The organism is Thauera sp. DNT-1 (assembly GCF_055393985.1).
In genome coordinates this window covers 411587-427669 of the sequence record NZ_AP043752.1, presented here as the reverse complement: position 1 = coordinate 427669, position 16083 = coordinate 411587, and the positions used below count along the sequence as shown (strand labels likewise).

Sequence of the window (16083 nt, the reverse complement as noted above, 5' to 3'; positions counted from 1 at the left end):
GGGAGCGACACGATGCGCCTGCCCTCATTCGCCCGCCGTCATCCCTGGATCGGTCTGCTGATCGTGGCAACGATTGCGGTGGCCTGGTGGATGCTGCTGCGCGCGCCGCATCCGGCAACCGAGTCCATGCCCCTGGCCGCCGCCGGGTCCGAGGCGCCGAAACCGGCTGGCCCGCCCTGGCTGTATGGCCGTGCCGATGCGCGCTTCACGGTGGTCGGCTACGCCGACCTGGAGTGTCCGTACTGCCGGGCCTACTTCCCCGAACTCAAGCGCTGGATCGACGCCCATCCCGAGGTGAACTGGCAGTGGCACCACCTGCCGCTGTCCATGCACGAGCCGGCCGCGACCGCCGGGGCACGCCTGGCCGAGTGCGCGGGCGAGACGGGCGGACATGCCACGTTCTGGCAGGCCGTGGCGTGGCTCTATGCGCACACGCGCGGCGACGGCCAGGGCCTGCCGGACGGTCTGCGCTATCCCGACCTCACGCCAGCCATGCAGGGTTGTCTCGACAGCGATCGCCCCGATGCGGTCATCCGTGCTCAGGCGGCGGAAGCCGCACAGCAGGGCCTCGCGGCCACGCCGGCCCTGCAACTGCGCGACCGCGAGTCCGGCAAGACCCTCCTGCTGCACGGTCCCGTCGAAGGCGATGCCTTGCTGTCGGCCATCGACCTGCTCGCCGCCGGCAACACGACCGTGGCCGAACCCGCCCATCCCCCAGACATGCCCGCCGGCGTCGCCGGTGACATGCCCAGGTAGCCATCGATCTTCAAGGCTGCGGCGCGGCTCGTCCGCGTTGATCGAAGCCCGTTCGCATCGCATCCCTTGACGCGAACAGCCACCGCATCCGCGGTGGTGGATGCCCGCTCGTCACCTGTTCCATCCCCATCGTCCCCCGGAGGGTTTGCCCTCCTGGGGCAGGCGCCCTCCGATCTCATCCATTGGAGGTTCGCCATGTCTCTTGTCATCGCCGACTCCTGCCCGGAGTCGCTCACCCTGATCGCCGCCCAGCACGAAGACTGGATCATCCGGCAGGCCATCACCCTGCTGGAGAACCGCGTGTTCAAGGCCGGTCCGGCGCTGGGCAGTCCCGCCGCCGTGCGCGACTACCTGCGCCTGAAACTGGTCGCGGAGCCGAACGAAATCTTCGCCGTCGTGTTTCTCGACAACCAGCACCAGGTGCTCGCCTTCGAACCGCTGTTCAAGGGCACGGTCGACCAGACTTCGGTGTATCCGAGGGTGGTGGTCCAGCGTGCGCTGGCGCTCAACGCTTCGGCGCTGATCCTGGCGCATCAGCACCCCTCGGGGAACACCGAGCCCTCGGCCGCCGATCGTGCGATCACCGAGCGGCTGAAGAGCGCCCTGGCCACCGTCGATGTCCGAGTGCTGGACCACTTCATCGTCGGCAAGGGCAGCCCGTACTCGTTCGCCGAAGCCGGCTTTTTGTAGCAGCACCCCACGCGCATTCATTTCATCACCACGGGAGCCCTTGGCTCCCGCTTCTTTTCACCGGTCCGCAGGAAATCGGGACTGACCGGTTTCGGTTTCTTTGTCGTTCCCTGATCTGCGTTGCGCTCGACTACGAGTCTGCATCGACTCCGCGGAGGCGCGACATGCCGGCTCATTCCCTCAACCTTCCTGCCGCCTCGCGGCGCCCCCTGGCCGCCCGGCTGGCCGCTGGACTGTGCGCAGCGCTGCTCGGTCCCATCGCAGCGGCCGCCGATGTGCTCGTCGTCACCGACAGCCGTAATCCGGTGCAGGCCCCGGCCGGCGTGCGGATCATCGAGCTGGACCAAGCCACGCGCATCGAGGTCGAACTCGCCGCGCACCTGCCGGCCGACCCGCAACAGGCCGCAGCCGTGGTGCGGCAGCGGTTGCATGACGGCGGCGAGGCCCTGCAGCGCCGCATCGGCCATGCCTACCAAGGTGTCGCGGATGCCTGGGGGCTGGGCATCGCCAAGATTCCCGCCGTGGTGGTCGATCGACGCTATGTGGTCTACGGCGAGCCCGACGTGTCCCGCGCCGTCGCGCGCATCAACGCCTACCGGAGCACGCAGCCATGAGCCTCCTGCTGGCGTCCCGGCGTCTGCGCGCCACCGCCGCCTCGCTGCTGCTGGGCGCGGCCACATCGACGTTCGCCCTGGACACCGCCACCATCGTCTCGTCGGCGCTGTCCCCCGACTGCCTCGAATACCGCGTGGTCGGAATCTGCTATTGGCTGTACTGCACGCCCTTCGGCTGCTCGGTTCGCACCTCCGTCAAGGTGCGCCACTACGTCCCCGATGCGGTGGTGTCGAGCTACTCGAACACCGGCGAAAACCCGTGGCTGGAAGTCAGGGCGATGAGCATGCCCAACCCGACCGCCAAGGCTGGCGGTGACGGCACGACCAATCACGACAACGAGAACAACCTCGCCAAGTTCAAGAACGCCGATGTCATCGGCCATCCGGCCGGGATGGTGTTCAGCCAGTTCGCCAGCGCCTCCGGCTACACCTGCGCGGGGGCCGGCACGGCGTTCATGCCCTACCTGCTGAGCACGCTCGACACGCTGGCGTGGCGCTATAACGTCCCCGAATCGCTGTACCCGGAGGCGCTGATCCCCGGCCTGCGCGAGATCGGCACGCGCACGGCCCTGAACCTGTGGGGCAACGTCTATCCACGCGGCGGCTTCATGCACCAGGTGGACGACTACAAGAGCGGCGCCGTGGTGGCGCAGCGCGCGGGCGACATCGTGACCCGTCGCGGCCAGATCCATGTCTACCAACCGCTGCTCGCCAGTGCGCGCGACGGCTACTGGCCTGCCGGCGCGCTGATGGAAACCGATGCCTCGACGGGCAAGTGGCAGGAGCTGACGCCGACCCTCTCGAACACCTGTGCGGTGTTCCCGCACGGAAACACGCGCGTGCAGGCCCGGCAGGGCGACTACGCCTGGGCGCTGTGGCGGCCCTATAGCTGCTGCCGGCGCCGGGGGCAGGTCTTCCTCGGCAGTGTGGATTTCATGTGAGGCGTGTCCGATGAAAGCACTCCTATCCCGCCTCGCCCAGCAGGCCAGGCCCCACATCCTGGCCATCGCGCTCATCTGCGCGGCAACGATCGCGGCGGCTGGCGTCGCTTGGGCGCAGACCCGCAGCGGCGTGCAGCACCAGGGCAGCGTCATCGGCGACGACGTGCTCTACAGCATCGGCGGCGGCCGCGCGGTGTCGATGGGCGGTGCGGCCAACATGCACTCCATCGGCGTCGGCGTGGGCTGGAACAGCAACCTGATCTGCGGCGACATGAGCATCACCACGACGCTGCAGAACCAGCTGAACGGCATCACCAACGGCTTCCAGGCCATCATGTCCTCGGTGATCCAGAACGCCACCGCAGCCGTGGCGTCGCTGCCGGCGCTGATCATCCAGCGTGCCGATCCGGGGCTCTACAACCTGCTGACCAACGGCGTGCTGCAGGCACGGCTCGATTTCGACCGCAGCAAGCTGACCTGCCGCGCCATCGCCAACCGCATGGCCGACATGGCCGGCGGCCAACTCGGCTGGGACCAACTCGCCGAGGGCATGGCGCTGAAGCAGTCGGTTGCCAGCACCGATGCCGTGTCGGCGATCGACGAGGCCGAGGCGAACCGGGGCAACAACGGCGTGCCCTGGGTGGGCGGCGACAACGCCGGCGGCGCCGGCCAGCCCCCGGTGCGCGTGGTCGGCGACGTCACCCGCGCCGGTTACAACCTCATCAACGGCCGCAGCGTCACCGACACCAGCTCGATCGCGCCGTCCAGTTGCAGTGGCAACCTGGCCTGCCAGACCTGGAGCTCGCCCGATGCCGCCGCGGCCTGGGCGGTGCGCGTGCTGGGTGAACAGGAGCAGCGCACCTGCGATGCCTGCACCAAGACCGTGACCACGCCGGGCGTGGGCCTGACCCCGCTGATCCAGGAGGCGTACGAGGACAAGCTGGAGGTCCTGCAGGAACTGGTGGCCGGCAGCCGCCCCACCGGCTTCGACAACCTGCAGGCCGCCGGCAGCGCCTCGCTGCCGGTCACGCGCGGCGTGATCGAGGCGCTGCGCGACGAGCCCGACCAGGACCTCCTGGCGCGACGCCTGGCCTCGGAGGTCGCGCTCGCCAGCGTGCTGGAGAAGGCCCTGCTGCTGCAGCGCACGCTGCTCACCGGCCGCAAGGAGCCCAACGTGGCCGCCAACGAACTGGCCCAGAAGGCCGTCACCAACGAGAGCGACATCCTCGACCGCGAGATCCACAACCTCAAGACGGAGCTGGAACTGCGCCGCGAGTTGGCGAACAACTCTCCGATGGCGATCATCCAGCGCCACGGCACGCGCGCGGCCGGTTCGCGTGGCGTCTACGAGGGTGACCCGGTGCGCAACCGGCTCGACGAGCTGCAGCGGCCGCCGTCCGGCGGGAGCAACCCGTGAGCGCGGGATGGTGGCGCCTGCGCTGGCTGTTCAACCGGCGCGTGGGCCTGGCACTGCTGTGGACCGTGCCGCTGCTGATCGCGGCCGTTGCCGTCAATATGCTCGGCATCAGGATCGCCGGCGGCATCGAGGGCTGGCAGCGCTGGATGGATGCCCACGCCGGCGTCTTTCTAGTCTGGCGGCTGCTGCTGTACGGCGTGACCGTGTGGGGCTGGCTGTGGATGCGCCGGCGCCTGCGCGTGCGGGAGCCGGACGCGGTCGCCGGACAGCGATTGCTGCGCGTGGAGATCGCGGCCGTCGTTGCCGTGGTCGCGCTGGAAGCAAGTCTGCTGATGCAGGCCGCGTGATGCGGGGTTCGCGATGACGCTCCTTACGACCGATTACCTCGAGTACTACCTGACGCTGGTCTCGTGGATCGTCCACAACGGCATCTGGGCGGTGCTGGTCGCCAGCGGCGTGTTCGCCATCCCGTTCCTCGCCATCGTGATCCAGGAGTGGCTGAGGGCTCGCGCGGAAGGCGCGGACGAAGGCAACAAGGGCGTCCTGTCCTCTGCCCGCATCGAGAACCGCGTGTTCGTCGCCATCGCGGTCATCATGTTCGCCGGCATTCCGTTCATTGACGTCGATTTCAACACGATCCGTTACGACCGCTCGCGCTCGGCGCAGTGCCAGGTGAATGTACCGGAGCCGACCGACACGGGCTGGTCTCAGTCCTTCAGCACGATCAACGACCAGTCGGCCAAGGTACCGGTGTGGTGGTTCGCGATGCACGCGATCTCGCGCGCCGTCACCGGTGCCTCGGTGACGGCGATCCCGTGCGGCACGGACCTGCGGCAGATCCGCATGGACATCGACGCCACCCGCATCGACGACCCGGTGCTGGCCCAGGAGGTGAGCGACTTCACCCGCGACTGCTACGGGCCGGCGCGCGCCAGGCTGTTCATGACCCGGCCGAACCTGAACGAAGAGCAGATGCACGACGTGACCTGGATCGGCTCGAACTACTTCGTCGGCACCCCGGGCTTCTACGACAGCTACCGCTCCAGGACGCCACGCGACGCCTGGCCCTACGACAGCGCCCGTGATGCCGGGCTGGCCGAGGTGCCCAGCGGAGGCGGCTATCCGACTTGCGAGCAGTGGTGGTCCGATGGCGGCCACGGCCTGCGGGCGCGGCTGCTCGCCCAGGTCGATCCCGGCTTGCTGACGCGGCTGGCGGGCTGGGCGGGTTTCCTGAGCCAGGCCGAGGTGGGCGACTCGGTGATCCGCGCGATCGCATCGCCGCGCCAGCAAAAGCTCAACCGTGGCGCGATCTATTCGGACTACGGCGGGCAGGTCGACATGACCGTGTCCAACGTCGTCACCCGCGCCGCCGGCGACGTCGGCTTGACCATCGGGTCCCTGGGCTACTTCCCGGCGATGGACGTGGTGCGCCAGGCCCTGCCCATGGTGCTGGCCCTGCTCAAGATGGCGTTGGTGATCTGCATCCCGATGGTGCTGCTGATCGGCACCTACGACCTCAAGACCGTGGTCACCGTGAGCGTGGTGCAGTTTGCGCTGTTCTTCGTGGACTTCTGGTTCCAACTCGCGCGCTGGATCGACTCGACGATCCTCGATGCGCTCTATGGCTCGGGCTTCGGCTGGAACCGGCCGCACGCCAACTTCGATCCGCTGATCGGGCTCGACAACGCCTTCGGGGACATGCTGCTCAACTTCGTGATGGCGGCGATGTTTATCGTGCTGCCAGCGTTCTGGATTGGAGCCCTTACATGGGCTGGAATCCGCGCAGGAACCATCGCAAACAGCTTCTCGGAAGCCACCAAAGGAGCAAGCAACGCCGGCGGAAAAGGCGCTGGAGCAGTCTCGAGCAAACTGAAGTAGGGAGGCCCTGGGCCTTAATCCTCCTCGTACATCTCGTGCGATGTGTCGTTGTAGAGGTTCGGGTCATACCCAGGTTTCTTCCTGAGTGTCTCCAGCGTCGTGAACGAATGCTCGTCCTCGCGATCTGTGGAGGTTTGCCCAGCCGTCCAAGCGGCAGCTACGACAAACACCAGCAGCAGCGCGATCCAGAACGCGGCGTACAGCAGTGCTCCAAGCACGGCCAGCTTGACGATCCACAGCAGCGCCGTGGCGCTACCTGCTGGCATGCCTCGCGCAATCAGCCAACCGGACACACCTCGTTCTTGACGCATGAACCCACGCCACAACCCGCCCAGCCAGCGGCCGAGGCGCTCTGCATTACCTGGACGGGTTTTCGTGGTCATGGGCCTCACCTGCTACATGCGTGATCCAGTTATTCCGTTTTGCTCCAATCCTGCTGGCTGGCTGCCATCAACGCGTTCCAATCGTCGGGCGGATTGCCCCGCCCCAGCATCTTCTCGAAGACCGCATACGGATCGGACTTGCTGCCCGCCGACCGCAGGGTCTGCTCGTCGTTGACCCAGGCGTAGACGATCACCTTCGCCTTGGAGTCATAGCGGAAGAACAGGCGGAACCGCCGTCCGATCTTCGCACGTCGCCAATGCCGGTACGCAGGTCCCAGGGTGTTGCCCTGACGGAACTCGTCGCGTGCCGGATCGCTCGGCACACCGTCCATGATCAACTGGCTCAGCGCGCGGAACAACTTGACGTTGGCGTTGCCTGCGAACCCCCGTGGGTCATTCCGCTCCGCCCGCTGCGCCGCCGCGTGCAGTTTGCGCAACTGCTCGACCACACCCTCGTGGAACAGCAGCGTCCAGCCGTGACACTCCATCAGAGCGCCACTTCCCCATCGATCTCTTCATCGAGGTTCACGGCGTGGCCGGCATTCGCCAACATCGCGCGGACGAGATCGTCCGGCAAGGACTGCAGGTGCCTTCCGGCGCGGATGTCGGCTTCCAGCAGCCCCAGGAATGCACCGATCGCCGGATCTTCGTGTTCGAACTCGGCGCGCGTGACGACGACTTCGCCGCCGCGCAGCTCGAATGCCACCTTGCCGCCGGTATCGACGCCCAGCGCCTGCCGGATCGACTTGGGTAGGGTGATCTGTCCCTTTGACGTAAGTGTGGCGAGTTCGTGGATGCTGGACATGGCCAAACTCCTGCTCTCAGTAGCGACACCTTCAATGTAAGGATAATTCCTTACTACGTCAACCGGCGCACGTCCGGACATATCCTGTTTCAGCGCGTCGAGCATGATGTCGGGCCTGCAGTGAGAAAGATCTCATCGTAGGCGCGGCACAGCCAGCCTTCCGCCCTCAATCCGGAAAGGGCCAACACCGCATTGGCTGTAGTTGGACGAGCGTGGCTGTCATATACCCAAACGGTTCCGGTAGGGGTGGAAAGGCTGGGAAGGGGCAATGGAAGGGGAGCAAGGGGAAAGGCCCTACCCGAAAAGGCCAAAAGGCCAAAAGACCCTCCTTCCCGCCACGACCACAGGGATCGCCACCATGCTCACGCTGTTCCAGCGCAAAAAGACGCCACCATCGACTGGTACCTCGTCGTCCGGCCCTGCCGATGCGTCCAAAGGGCTGACGCGGCCGCAGTCGGCGGCGGCACTGCTGGCCACGCCGCGGCGCCAGAAACTGCTGGAGCACATCTGGCAGCGCACCTCGCTCTCCCGGCGACAGTTCGCCACGCTCTACCTCGCACCGCTGGAACGCTACGCCGAACTGGTCCAGCAGTTTCCCGCCTCGGAAGCGCATCACCACGCCTATCCGGGCGGCATGCTGGACCACGGTATGGAGATCGTCGCCTACGCGCTCAAGCTGCGGCAGTCGCACCTGCTGCCTGCCGGCACCACGCCGGAGGCCCAGGCCGCCCAGGCGGAAGCCTGGACCGCCGGCACCGCCTACGCCGCTCTTCTACACGACATCGGCAAGATTACCGTGGATCTGCATGTGGAGTACGCAGACGGCACGATCTGGCACCCCTGGCACGGCCCGTTGCAGCGGCCGTACCGCTTCCGCTACCGCCAGGAGCGCGAATATCGGCTGCATGGCGCCGCGACCGGGCTTCTCTACGCCCGGGTGCTCGACCCGAACATCTTCGACTGGCTCAGCCTCTATCCCGATCTGTGGTCAGCACTGCTGTTCGTACTGGCCGGACAGTACGAACACGCCGGCACACTCGGCGAACTGGTCGTGCAGGCCGACCAGGCATCGGTCGCCCATGAACTCGGCGGCGACCCTGCGAAGGCGATGGCCGCCCCGAAGCATGCACTGCAGCGCAAGCTCCTCGACGGCCTGCGCTTCCTCCTGCGCGAGGAGTTCAAGCTGAACCAGCCGCAAGCCTCGGATGGCTGGCTGACCCAGGATGCCTTGTGGCTGGTCAGCAAGACCGTCTCCGACAAGCTGCGCGCCCACCTGCTGTCGCAGGGCATCGAAGGCATCCCGTCGAACAACACGGCGGTGTTCAACGTGCTGCAGGATCACGGCATCGTGCAGCCGACTGGGGACGGCAAGGCCATCTGGAAGGCCACCGTCACGAGCGACGCTGGGTGGTCGCACAGCTTCACCTTCCTCAAGCTGGCGCCGGCGCTGATCTGGGATGCCGGCGAGCGGCCGGCGCCGTTCGCGGGAACGGTGCGCATCGAACAGGATGAGGCATCGCCCGAGGCCGGCCCACCGCCGGCGACGCCGACCACCGTGACCGCTGATGCCGCCGCAGTCGATGCCGCTCCCGTGACCGTCACTCCTGACATCGTTCCGGCGGATCCGTTTTCCGGCCTGCTGGAAATGCTCGATGAGCCGCCCATGTCGTTCGCGCCCCCCTCACCCAACACCTCGGCCGGTACCGAGCCACTCGCCCCGCCACCCCTAGCAGCAGCGACCGCACCTGCCGACGTGCCGTCGATCGCCTCGGAAGTGATGGTCCCGTCCACGATCGAGCCCTCCGGCGAGCATTTCATCGCCTGGCTGCGGCACGGCATCCACACCCGCAAGCTCATCATCAACGATGCCAAGGCCCTGGTGCACACCGTGGCCGACACCGCCTATCTGGTCAGCCCCGGCGTGTTCCAGCGCTACGCGCAGGAGCACCCCATGGTGGCGAAACAGGCCAAGGAAGCCGAACTCGCCGACTGGCAATGGGTGCAGAAGCGTTTCGAACGCCTGCAAGTACACCGAAAACAGCCCAACGGCCTGAACATCTGGACCTGCGAGGTGACGGGGCCGCGCAAGTCGCGGAGGCTGCATGGCTATCTTCTCTCCGACCCTGAGCGGCTATTCAGCGACGTTCCGCCCAACAATCCCTACTTGCAACTGATGTGACAGCATTCGGCCTACGCCACTCCGACATCAACAGGCCGCGCCGCCCATGACCTGCGCGTCTCGGTCCGGGGACAGGGCGTCCTCGGAGAGTTGGGCAGCCGACTCCCGCGAGCTTCATCATCTAGAGTTCGGTCGCCGTTTCCAGTGTTTCGGAATCAACGCCTCCCCGGACGCACGGGTCCAGCGCGCCTTCGTCGCCGCCACGTAGCGAGGATCGTCTTTAAAGTATGCATGCTCCAGCAGCAACACCTGCAGCCCCTTGCGCGCCTCGACCTGACTGAACAGGAAGTCGATGTGCTGGCGCATGGCTTGGAAATCCTCGTCCCCCTCGCTGATGGCAATCACGTCGCGCCCCGCACGGTCAGCACCTGCCTCCGGATCATCGTCTTCAACGCTGCCGACCACGACGGCCTTCTCTTCCTCGCCCTTGTTCGGGAAGTACGGGCGGCTGAGTTGGTCCAGCACGAGCAGTCCCGGCACGGGGCGTTGTTCTTTCTCGAAAAAGCGCTGAAAACCGAACGCCAATGCAACATGGACCGCCAGCCAGTTCTGATCTGAGCCCAGATCAGCCATGGACAGAATGGCGCCGCCGGGTCCCGGCTCAACGATGCTCACTTGTGGCACCCTGGAGGAAAACTGCAGTTCCGCATCGACACACGGCTCCACTTTCGGTAGATCCGCAAAAGCCTCGGAAGCGAATCGCGACACGTCCGCTTCGGCGCGCTGGAGACGTACGCGCCGGCTGTCGTTGTCCAGGCGTGTTTCCAGTTCCGCGATCTCCTCGCGCAACGCACTCAGGTCCTTCCCAGGACGCAGCAGCTGGTCGTCTAGCGTTTCCAGGAAGAAGCTAGCTTTGCCTCGGAAATACGCCTGGGCCTGCGCCAGATCAGTAAGGCGCCTGCCCTCCTGGATTTGACTCAGGGCCGAAGCAATGCGCGCATCCAGTTCCCGCAGTTGGGAGCTCAGGGTCTGTATCCGTTCCGCGAGCATACTTACCGAAGCGTCGAGTTGCGGTCGGATACGGCCGACCTCGCTGGCCTCGGCGCGGATCGTTTCCAGGGAACGCTTGAGCGCCAACGCCGCGGACGCACCAGCCGTGGTGTCCGACTGGCATATCGGACAGGTCGAGGGAACCTCCAACAGATTTAAGTGTTCTGCGATGTGCAGCTTGTCGTGCTGCTTGGCCACCGCATCCTGATAGCTAAGCGATTCCTGAGCCGCAGTCATCATCGCCCGGTGCCTGCGCTTGGTCTGGTTCAGCTCTGACAGCACCGACTGGCGGCGTTCATGCAACGCATCCAGTTCCCCCTCGCTAGGATACTGCATCGCCTTCGCATCTGAGGACATCGCGCTTCGCAGCATCGCCAGCAACTCGAACTCGTCGGCCTGTTCGAATGGGGCAGCGGCCAATCCAATCTGGCTCGCCTCGGTCAGCAGGATGCGCATGCGCTGCTTCACCAAGCTCTCATTGGACCTGCGCGCGTTCTCTCGCGCGACCTCAATGTCTAACGCCTTGCGCGCCTGCCTCAGCCGGCGCTCATCTGCGGCCGTCGACTCCGTCACCACGCCAAGGAAATACGGTAGAGTCGCGATGATGTGGCCGGCCTTGCGCCTGTCATCCAGCCCATGAAGCAGTACCGTCTCGCTGTCGATGACCTCCTTCGTCACAAACACATACGGCGTAACGTGGCGTACCGTCGCGCGATCACGCGATTCCCGTCCCGGCACCGTTGAATCTGGCTGACCAACGTCACCGATCCCGAATGCCTCCTCCAGCCGGGTCTTGGCCGCCTCCACATTGGTCCGACCCTCGAACTGTTCCACCAAGCGAGGGACTGACAAGCCGCGCCCCGTCGTCACGTACATGTGATCGCTGCTGCGCTGCCCAACTGGCGGCACGAGACGGCAGGAGATCAGCTCGTCAGCCCCGCGCACCCACTTGACCCCCACTGCGACACAGTGTCGTCGTACGTATACCGGCAGTTCGCAGCTCGAAGAGCCCAGGCAGTAATCCAGCGTCTTGATCACGGCGGACTTGCCTGTGCCCGACGCACCCGCGATCACATTGACCTTGCCGGCGTCCAACTCGATCTCTCGGAACGCTCCTTCGATCCCGAGGTAGAAGATACGTGCAATATTCCATCGCGTCATACTGATACTCCCATAGCCTCCATCACGGCGCGCGCAGACCCGGCTTCGGCAAACCAGGAACCCAGTAGCCGCGCTCGCTTCAGCGCCGGACCAGCGACACCGGATGAAACCGCCGCAGGCAGTTTTCTGTGCGACGAGGCGATAGCCCCCTCGCCTTCCAAGCGCAGCAGTCCGGCGATACACCCAAAGCGAATGGCCTCCGTGGACACCGGCAAAGTGGCGTTCACGCGCCCGGACAAGCCAACTCGTATGCGCGGACTACGATCCAGCCACACGAGAAGACCCGTGCTCTTGACACACTTGTCGAAGGTTTCGGCGAGATCCTCGGACAGCACGATGGGGAGCACCAGATAGGCCACAGCAAGCGCTGGGGCTCGCCCCCGGTGCTCGTTATGCGACGCGCAGAACTGAGCGAGCACGGCAGCGCAGTACGCTGGGTTTGTCTCTGCATAGATGTCGTGCGCGCGGTTCATGAGTTGGACCCCAGAAGCCTCCTGAAGTCCGGATGCCAGCCGACCAGCAAGTCGATGGCCAACACCTGATAGCTGCCGCGCACATAGTAGGTCGCACTCCAGTTGGGGGCGAAGGGTCGCACCTCGGTGTGCGCGAGGTCATAAGACCAGCGCAGAAGTTGGTGCCCGCACTGGCGTTTGTGAGTTTCCTCCTCTTCGCCGCACTCCTCGCACATTCGCTCGTGCTTATCCTGCCACCTCTCCTGAAGCAAGCTGTCGTACTTGACGATGCGCGATGCCATGTCAAGGCGCTCCGATATCCACTTGTGCCGCTGCGAGCGCGCCCGCCATTCTTCACGAACGGCTAGCCGCACATCACTGGGAGTTCCACCTACCAGCTCGATCTGGCGCGTGAGCATGGAATCCGGAACATGGTCCGTGGGCAACAGAGCCGTCTCGAAATCCGGCAGTAGCTCGTCGCGCTCAATTTCTCCGGCGAGTTCGGCAATCTTCAGTTGGACCTCGAGCTTGGTAATGAAACGCTCCCGTTTGCCGCACAGGGTGAAGATGACCTGCAGGTCCCACCACTCAATGAGGCGCGTGCAGAGGACAGGGCGCTGTTGCGGCGGGAAATTCACCAGGCAGTCCGCAATTTCACCACTGATGGCCGTGATATTGCTGCTGCCCGGCCGCACGGTGATTTTGGACAGCAGGGAGCGCCTCGTGTCTTCGTCAAGTTGGAGGAATGCCATGCAGCCTCCTACTCTATCCGCATGGGGTGGGGTTCCAGCGTGCTTAGCCGCCTCGTGCGCGTCCACAACCCTTCGCGCCTCCTGCAGCAGTTTGACATGCAGGGATTCGCGATCGGCGGACTCCGTGAGCAAACTCCCCAGGACGCCTTCGGCATCAAGAGATGCCACCGTAACAAGCTGGAATCGCGTTGCCTCCAGAACCACCTTCGGCAGCACGTCGATCCATGCCTTGAACGTGCGCCAGAGCGCACGCGAGGCCAGCGTCACAGCAGCCGGTTTCTCGCTCATCGAGTGCTTGAGCTGCACCAAAAGCGGCTCGCCGTTCGAGACGAATTCCACGTCGTCGAGCCGCTCGAGGCACACGGCGGCGTCGTCATGGGGCTGCTCCAGGATGCCACGCAGCGCATGGAGCGACTGAAAGTAGAAGCCGAGCGCCGCGCCTTCGGCGGCATGGGTCAAAGATCCGTGCTCTGTCATCGGCCCCTTTCTTGCACTACCCCGCGGCGCGCACCCTCTGATGTCTGCCGGAAAATTCATGCCACCCTCTCCCATTAGCCGATCCGGATGAGGAGCCGATCGATGACATCGCTCGCTTGCCGCTGCCTCAAGGCTCGCGCCTCGCGCTGCCCCGGCTCGTCGCTCTCGCCCAACTCGAACTTGGCCACCGCGACGGGCCCATCCTTGCGATAGCCCTCGGTCCCGCCAACCTGCGCAAACCGGGACCGCAGAATGGCAAGTGCGCTCTTGACCACCTCGCCGTGCTTCCCTTCACGCTCCTTTCTGAACGCCTCAGCGACCGCCTCGCCTCCATCGGGTGCATGCTCGATGCAGTAAATCAGGTCGTGCGCGTCCTTTCGCTCGAAGCGCTGGTCGAAGGCAAATGCCTTCAGGCAAGTGAAGCTGACCAGGTTGGCATGCTTGATCCTCTCGACGGCAATGCCATCGCCCCCAAGCAGTTCCGCCTCGATCTCGCTGATCTGATGCAGGTCGAAGACAATGGACGAATGCGGAATGTTGAGGGCCGAGATCGTGCCATCGGTTGGGAGCGGCTGCACCTTGCCGCCAGCGATCTCCGGCGCATCCGCCAGGAGTTCCAGCACCATGAGGGCACCGTGTTCGGTGCGGGTTTGCCAGCGCCAGGAGAGCTTCTGCCGCTTGTCGTTCTCGGCACGCTCGAAGCCCATCTTCCTCAGGTTGTCTTCGAGCGTGTGATACGCCTCAGTGTCGGCGAGGATCTGCAGGTCGATCACGATATCGACATCCAGCGTTCCGGCGTGCGCCGGTACGACGGGTGGCCGCGCCCTCACCAAATACCGGGGTGTGAGACCGCCGACGAGATAGACCGACTCTTTCCAAGGTCCAAGCCCACGCAGCAGCGTCACGAGGACACGTTCGCAGTCCTGCGTGTACTGGTCGCTGTAGCAATCGAGTGTCTTGGGCTTGGCCATCAGAAACCGATCTTTTCCCTGCGGAGATGTTCGGCCATCTCTTTGGCGCGACCTTCTCCGCGCAACAGATCGAGATAGATCTGGATGGGGCTTGCCAGCCAGACGCCGCCGACCTGCTGGCGGAACAGCAACTCCCCAGCCGACTTCGTTTCGATGACCGCGAGGTTGGCGCCTTCGCTCACGACGCGTGCATCCAGTTCGGCTATCGCCGCGTCAGCAGCGGAGCCGGGCAGCATCCATGTGCGAACCTGCGAGATGCCGGACAGGAACGGTGCATAGCGCTGGGCTGCGGCTTCGTAGCTCACCGCATAGTCGACCCGGTGCGCGTCAAAGACTTGCCCGAGCCGTTCGATCAGAGCGTCAGCCTTCAAACCGGGCACGTAGTAGCGACGCAGTGCCGGCGAGCGAGAGGAAGCGACTTGTTTGCCCCAGGCGTCGAGCAGCGCACCAGGTTCGCGCAGATGGCGTTCCTTGCCGGGCCCCTGCCCGCGCGACACAAGCCAGTCGAACTTGTCCAACTCGGTCAGCACATCCGAAGCGGTCGATGGCGCGACGTGGGCCTGTTCGGCTACCTCGGTGACACCGAACCAGTCCTCGTGATGAACCAGAAGTGCGTGCAACACCTGCGCGCGTCGCCCGGAGAACAGCGAGCGCACCGACTTCTCCAATGGCTTCGGGGGCGGCTTGTCGATGTAGATGTAAGCGCCTGGAGCCGACAGAAACAGGCTTCCTCCGCTGTCGTAGTAGCCAACGTGCTCGGCCCTAAGCAGTTCCTTAGCGCCGGGGGAGATGGACTCAGCCAGGAGCAGGGACTGCGCATCGGCGACGTACTGTCCCAGATTCAGGGCCTTGAGCTGCCAAAGCAGTTGGCGTACATCCCGGGGATAGACGGCTTTCTTGATCTCTAGTAGCAGGACGAGCGACTTGCCCGCGACACTCAGGTCGACCTTGGCATCGAATCCCCGATCAGCGATCTCGGCGGCAGAATCCAGCGCATCTGGCTCGGCGCGCACCCCCGGCAGCCCCCGGAGCGACTCCAGGAACTGCTCGATGAGGACGCGTTCAATAGCGCGGGACTGGAACATGGCAGCCGTTATTCCCTGTACAGCGAATAACGGCACTATACCGAATGTTCGACTCAGAGTGAATATTCGCTGCTCAGTGAATCTCGCCCTGCCCCAGCGTGCGCGTCAAGGCTGAGCCTGCGCTCCGTCAGGAAGTGCGGATTTCCGGCTTTGAACCAACCCGCCACTGCGCCATCATCCTTGCCCGTCTTTGAGCTCTCCGAGCTTCTGCTCGGTCTCCGCCATCAGCGTCGTCGCACTGCACCCCAACGCTCGCGCGATTCGGAAGATCAAGGCCAGAGTCGGCATGTGTTCCCCACGCTCGATCTTGCCCATGTGGGATCGTTCGATCCCGGCACGATGTGCGAGCGTCTCCTGGGCCATACCTTGAGCGGTCCGGGCCTCCCGCACGGCGGCGCCAAAGGCGAGCGCGGGCTCAGCTTCGAAAGAGGTGGAGCCGGCCGGACGGCCGCGTTGTATCGGACGCTTCTGCATCGGCAGAAGCGTCGAAGATCAGTACATCTTAAACCACGTTAAATTTAACTCACTAATG

Annotated in this window: 17 protein-coding genes; 8 read left to right on the top strand and 9 right to left on the bottom strand. The window is 65.0% G+C overall.

What is annotated here, in order from left to right; all coding sequences use genetic code 11:
- Nucleotides 1-12: 12 nt before the first annotated feature.
- The 7 genes from ACZ5PP_RS01930 (at nt 13) to ACZ5PP_RS01900 (ending at nt 6296) form a co-directional block, all read left to right on the top strand.
- Nucleotides 13-756 (top strand): DsbA family protein, encoded by a 744-nt coding sequence (locus ACZ5PP_RS01930; RefSeq protein WP_464826648.1) that lies wholly within the window; start codon nt 13-15, stop codon nt 754-756.
- Nucleotides 757-951: 195 nt separating this feature from the next.
- The gene (radC, locus tag ACZ5PP_RS01925; RefSeq protein WP_464826647.1) at nt 952-1446 is read left to right on the top strand and encodes a RadC family protein; all 495 of its coding nucleotides are present in this window, start codon (nt 952-954) and stop codon (nt 1444-1446) included.
- Between the two features lie 164 nt (nt 1447-1610).
- Nucleotides 1611-2060 carry a TIGR03757 family integrating conjugative element protein gene (locus tag ACZ5PP_RS01920; RefSeq protein WP_062798433.1) on the top strand — a complete coding sequence of 150 codons (450 nt, stop codon included), beginning with the start codon at nt 1611-1613 and terminating at the stop codon, nt 2058-2060.
- Nucleotides 2057-3001 (top strand): TIGR03756 family integrating conjugative element protein, encoded by a 945-nt coding sequence (locus ACZ5PP_RS01915; RefSeq protein WP_062798431.1) that lies wholly within the window; start codon nt 2057-2059, stop codon nt 2999-3001. Before ACZ5PP_RS01920 ends, ACZ5PP_RS01915 begins: the two co-directional genes overlap by 4 nt.
- Nucleotides 3002-3011: 10 nt before the next feature.
- On the top strand, nt 3012-4418 hold the full coding sequence (locus ACZ5PP_RS01910; protein ID WP_043742202.1) for an integrating conjugative element protein: 1407 nt from the start codon (nt 3012-3014) through the stop codon (nt 4416-4418).
- Nucleotides 4415-4765: a hypothetical protein gene (locus tag ACZ5PP_RS01905; protein ID WP_043742204.1), complete on the top strand. Its 351-nt coding sequence runs from the start codon at nt 4415-4417 to the stop codon at nt 4763-4765. The genes ACZ5PP_RS01910 and ACZ5PP_RS01905 overlap by 4 nt, the downstream gene beginning before the upstream one ends.
- Nucleotides 4766-4778: 13 nt before the next feature.
- Entirely contained in the window at nt 4779-6296 is a 1518-nt protein-coding gene (locus tag ACZ5PP_RS01900) for a conjugal transfer protein TraG N-terminal domain-containing protein (protein ID WP_043742206.1), read from the top strand.
- A gap of 14 nt (nt 6297-6310) precedes the next feature.
- On the opposite strand, the gene ACZ5PP_RS01895 is transcribed toward ACZ5PP_RS01900, so the two are convergent.
- From ACZ5PP_RS01895 to ACZ5PP_RS01885, 3 genes are read right to left on the bottom strand one after another with little or no spacing between them, the layout of a single operon-like run.
- Nucleotides 6311-6679, bottom strand: a complete 369-nt coding sequence (locus ACZ5PP_RS01895) for a DUF3742 family protein (protein ID WP_043742208.1) — start codon at nt 6677-6679, stop codon at nt 6311-6313.
- A gap of 29 nt (nt 6680-6708) precedes the next feature.
- Nucleotides 6709-7167: a type II toxin-antitoxin system YhaV family toxin gene (locus ACZ5PP_RS01890; protein ID WP_043742210.1), complete on the bottom strand. Its 459-nt coding sequence runs from the start codon at nt 7165-7167 to the stop codon at nt 6709-6711.
- Nucleotides 7167-7484 (bottom strand): type II toxin-antitoxin system PrlF family antitoxin, encoded by a 318-nt coding sequence (locus ACZ5PP_RS01885; RefSeq protein ID WP_043742212.1) that lies wholly within the window; start codon nt 7482-7484, stop codon nt 7167-7169. The genes ACZ5PP_RS01890 and ACZ5PP_RS01885 overlap by 1 nt, the downstream gene beginning before the upstream one ends.
- Before the next feature lie 358 nt (nt 7485-7842).
- Between ACZ5PP_RS01885 and mobH the strand changes: the two genes are divergently transcribed.
- Nucleotides 7843-9663 carry a MobH family relaxase gene (gene mobH / locus ACZ5PP_RS01880; protein WP_043742214.1) on the top strand — a complete coding sequence of 607 codons (1821 nt, stop codon included), beginning with the start codon at nt 7843-7845 and terminating at the stop codon, nt 9661-9663.
- Nucleotides 9664-9780: 117 nt separating this feature from the next.
- Here the strand turns inward: mobH and ACZ5PP_RS01875 are convergent, their stop codons facing one another.
- The 6 genes from ACZ5PP_RS01875 to ACZ5PP_RS01850 form a co-directional block, all read right to left on the bottom strand.
- The gene (locus ACZ5PP_RS01875) at nt 9781-11814 is read right to left on the bottom strand and encodes a DUF3732 domain-containing protein (RefSeq protein WP_043742215.1); all 2034 of its coding nucleotides are present in this window, start codon (nt 11812-11814) and stop codon (nt 9781-9783) included.
- On the bottom strand, nt 11811-12287 hold the full coding sequence (locus ACZ5PP_RS01870; protein ID WP_043742199.1) for a three component ABC system middle component: 477 nt from the start codon (nt 12285-12287) through the stop codon (nt 11811-11813). The genes ACZ5PP_RS01875 and ACZ5PP_RS01870 overlap by 4 nt, the downstream gene beginning before the upstream one ends.
- Nucleotides 12284-13555 (bottom strand): ABC-three component system protein, encoded by a 1272-nt coding sequence (locus ACZ5PP_RS01865; protein WP_464826646.1) that lies wholly within the window; start codon nt 13553-13555, stop codon nt 12284-12286. Before ACZ5PP_RS01865 ends, ACZ5PP_RS01870 begins: the two co-directional genes overlap by 4 nt.
- Before the next feature lie 14 nt (nt 13556-13569).
- Complete coding sequence (locus ACZ5PP_RS01860; RefSeq protein ID WP_043742193.1) at nt 13570-14466, bottom strand: hypothetical protein; 897 nt, start codon at nt 14464-14466, stop codon at nt 13570-13572.
- Nucleotides 14466-15551, bottom strand: coding sequence for a hypothetical protein (locus ACZ5PP_RS01855; RefSeq protein ID WP_043742190.1), 1086 nt, complete (start codon nt 15549-15551; stop codon nt 14466-14468). The genes ACZ5PP_RS01860 and ACZ5PP_RS01855 overlap by 1 nt, the downstream gene beginning before the upstream one ends.
- Nucleotides 15552-15725: 174 nt before the next feature.
- Nucleotides 15726-16025: a helix-turn-helix domain-containing protein gene (locus ACZ5PP_RS01850; RefSeq protein ID WP_043742187.1), complete on the bottom strand. Its 300-nt coding sequence runs from the start codon at nt 16023-16025 to the stop codon at nt 15726-15728.
- Between the last annotated feature and the right edge of the window lie 58 nt (nt 16026-16083).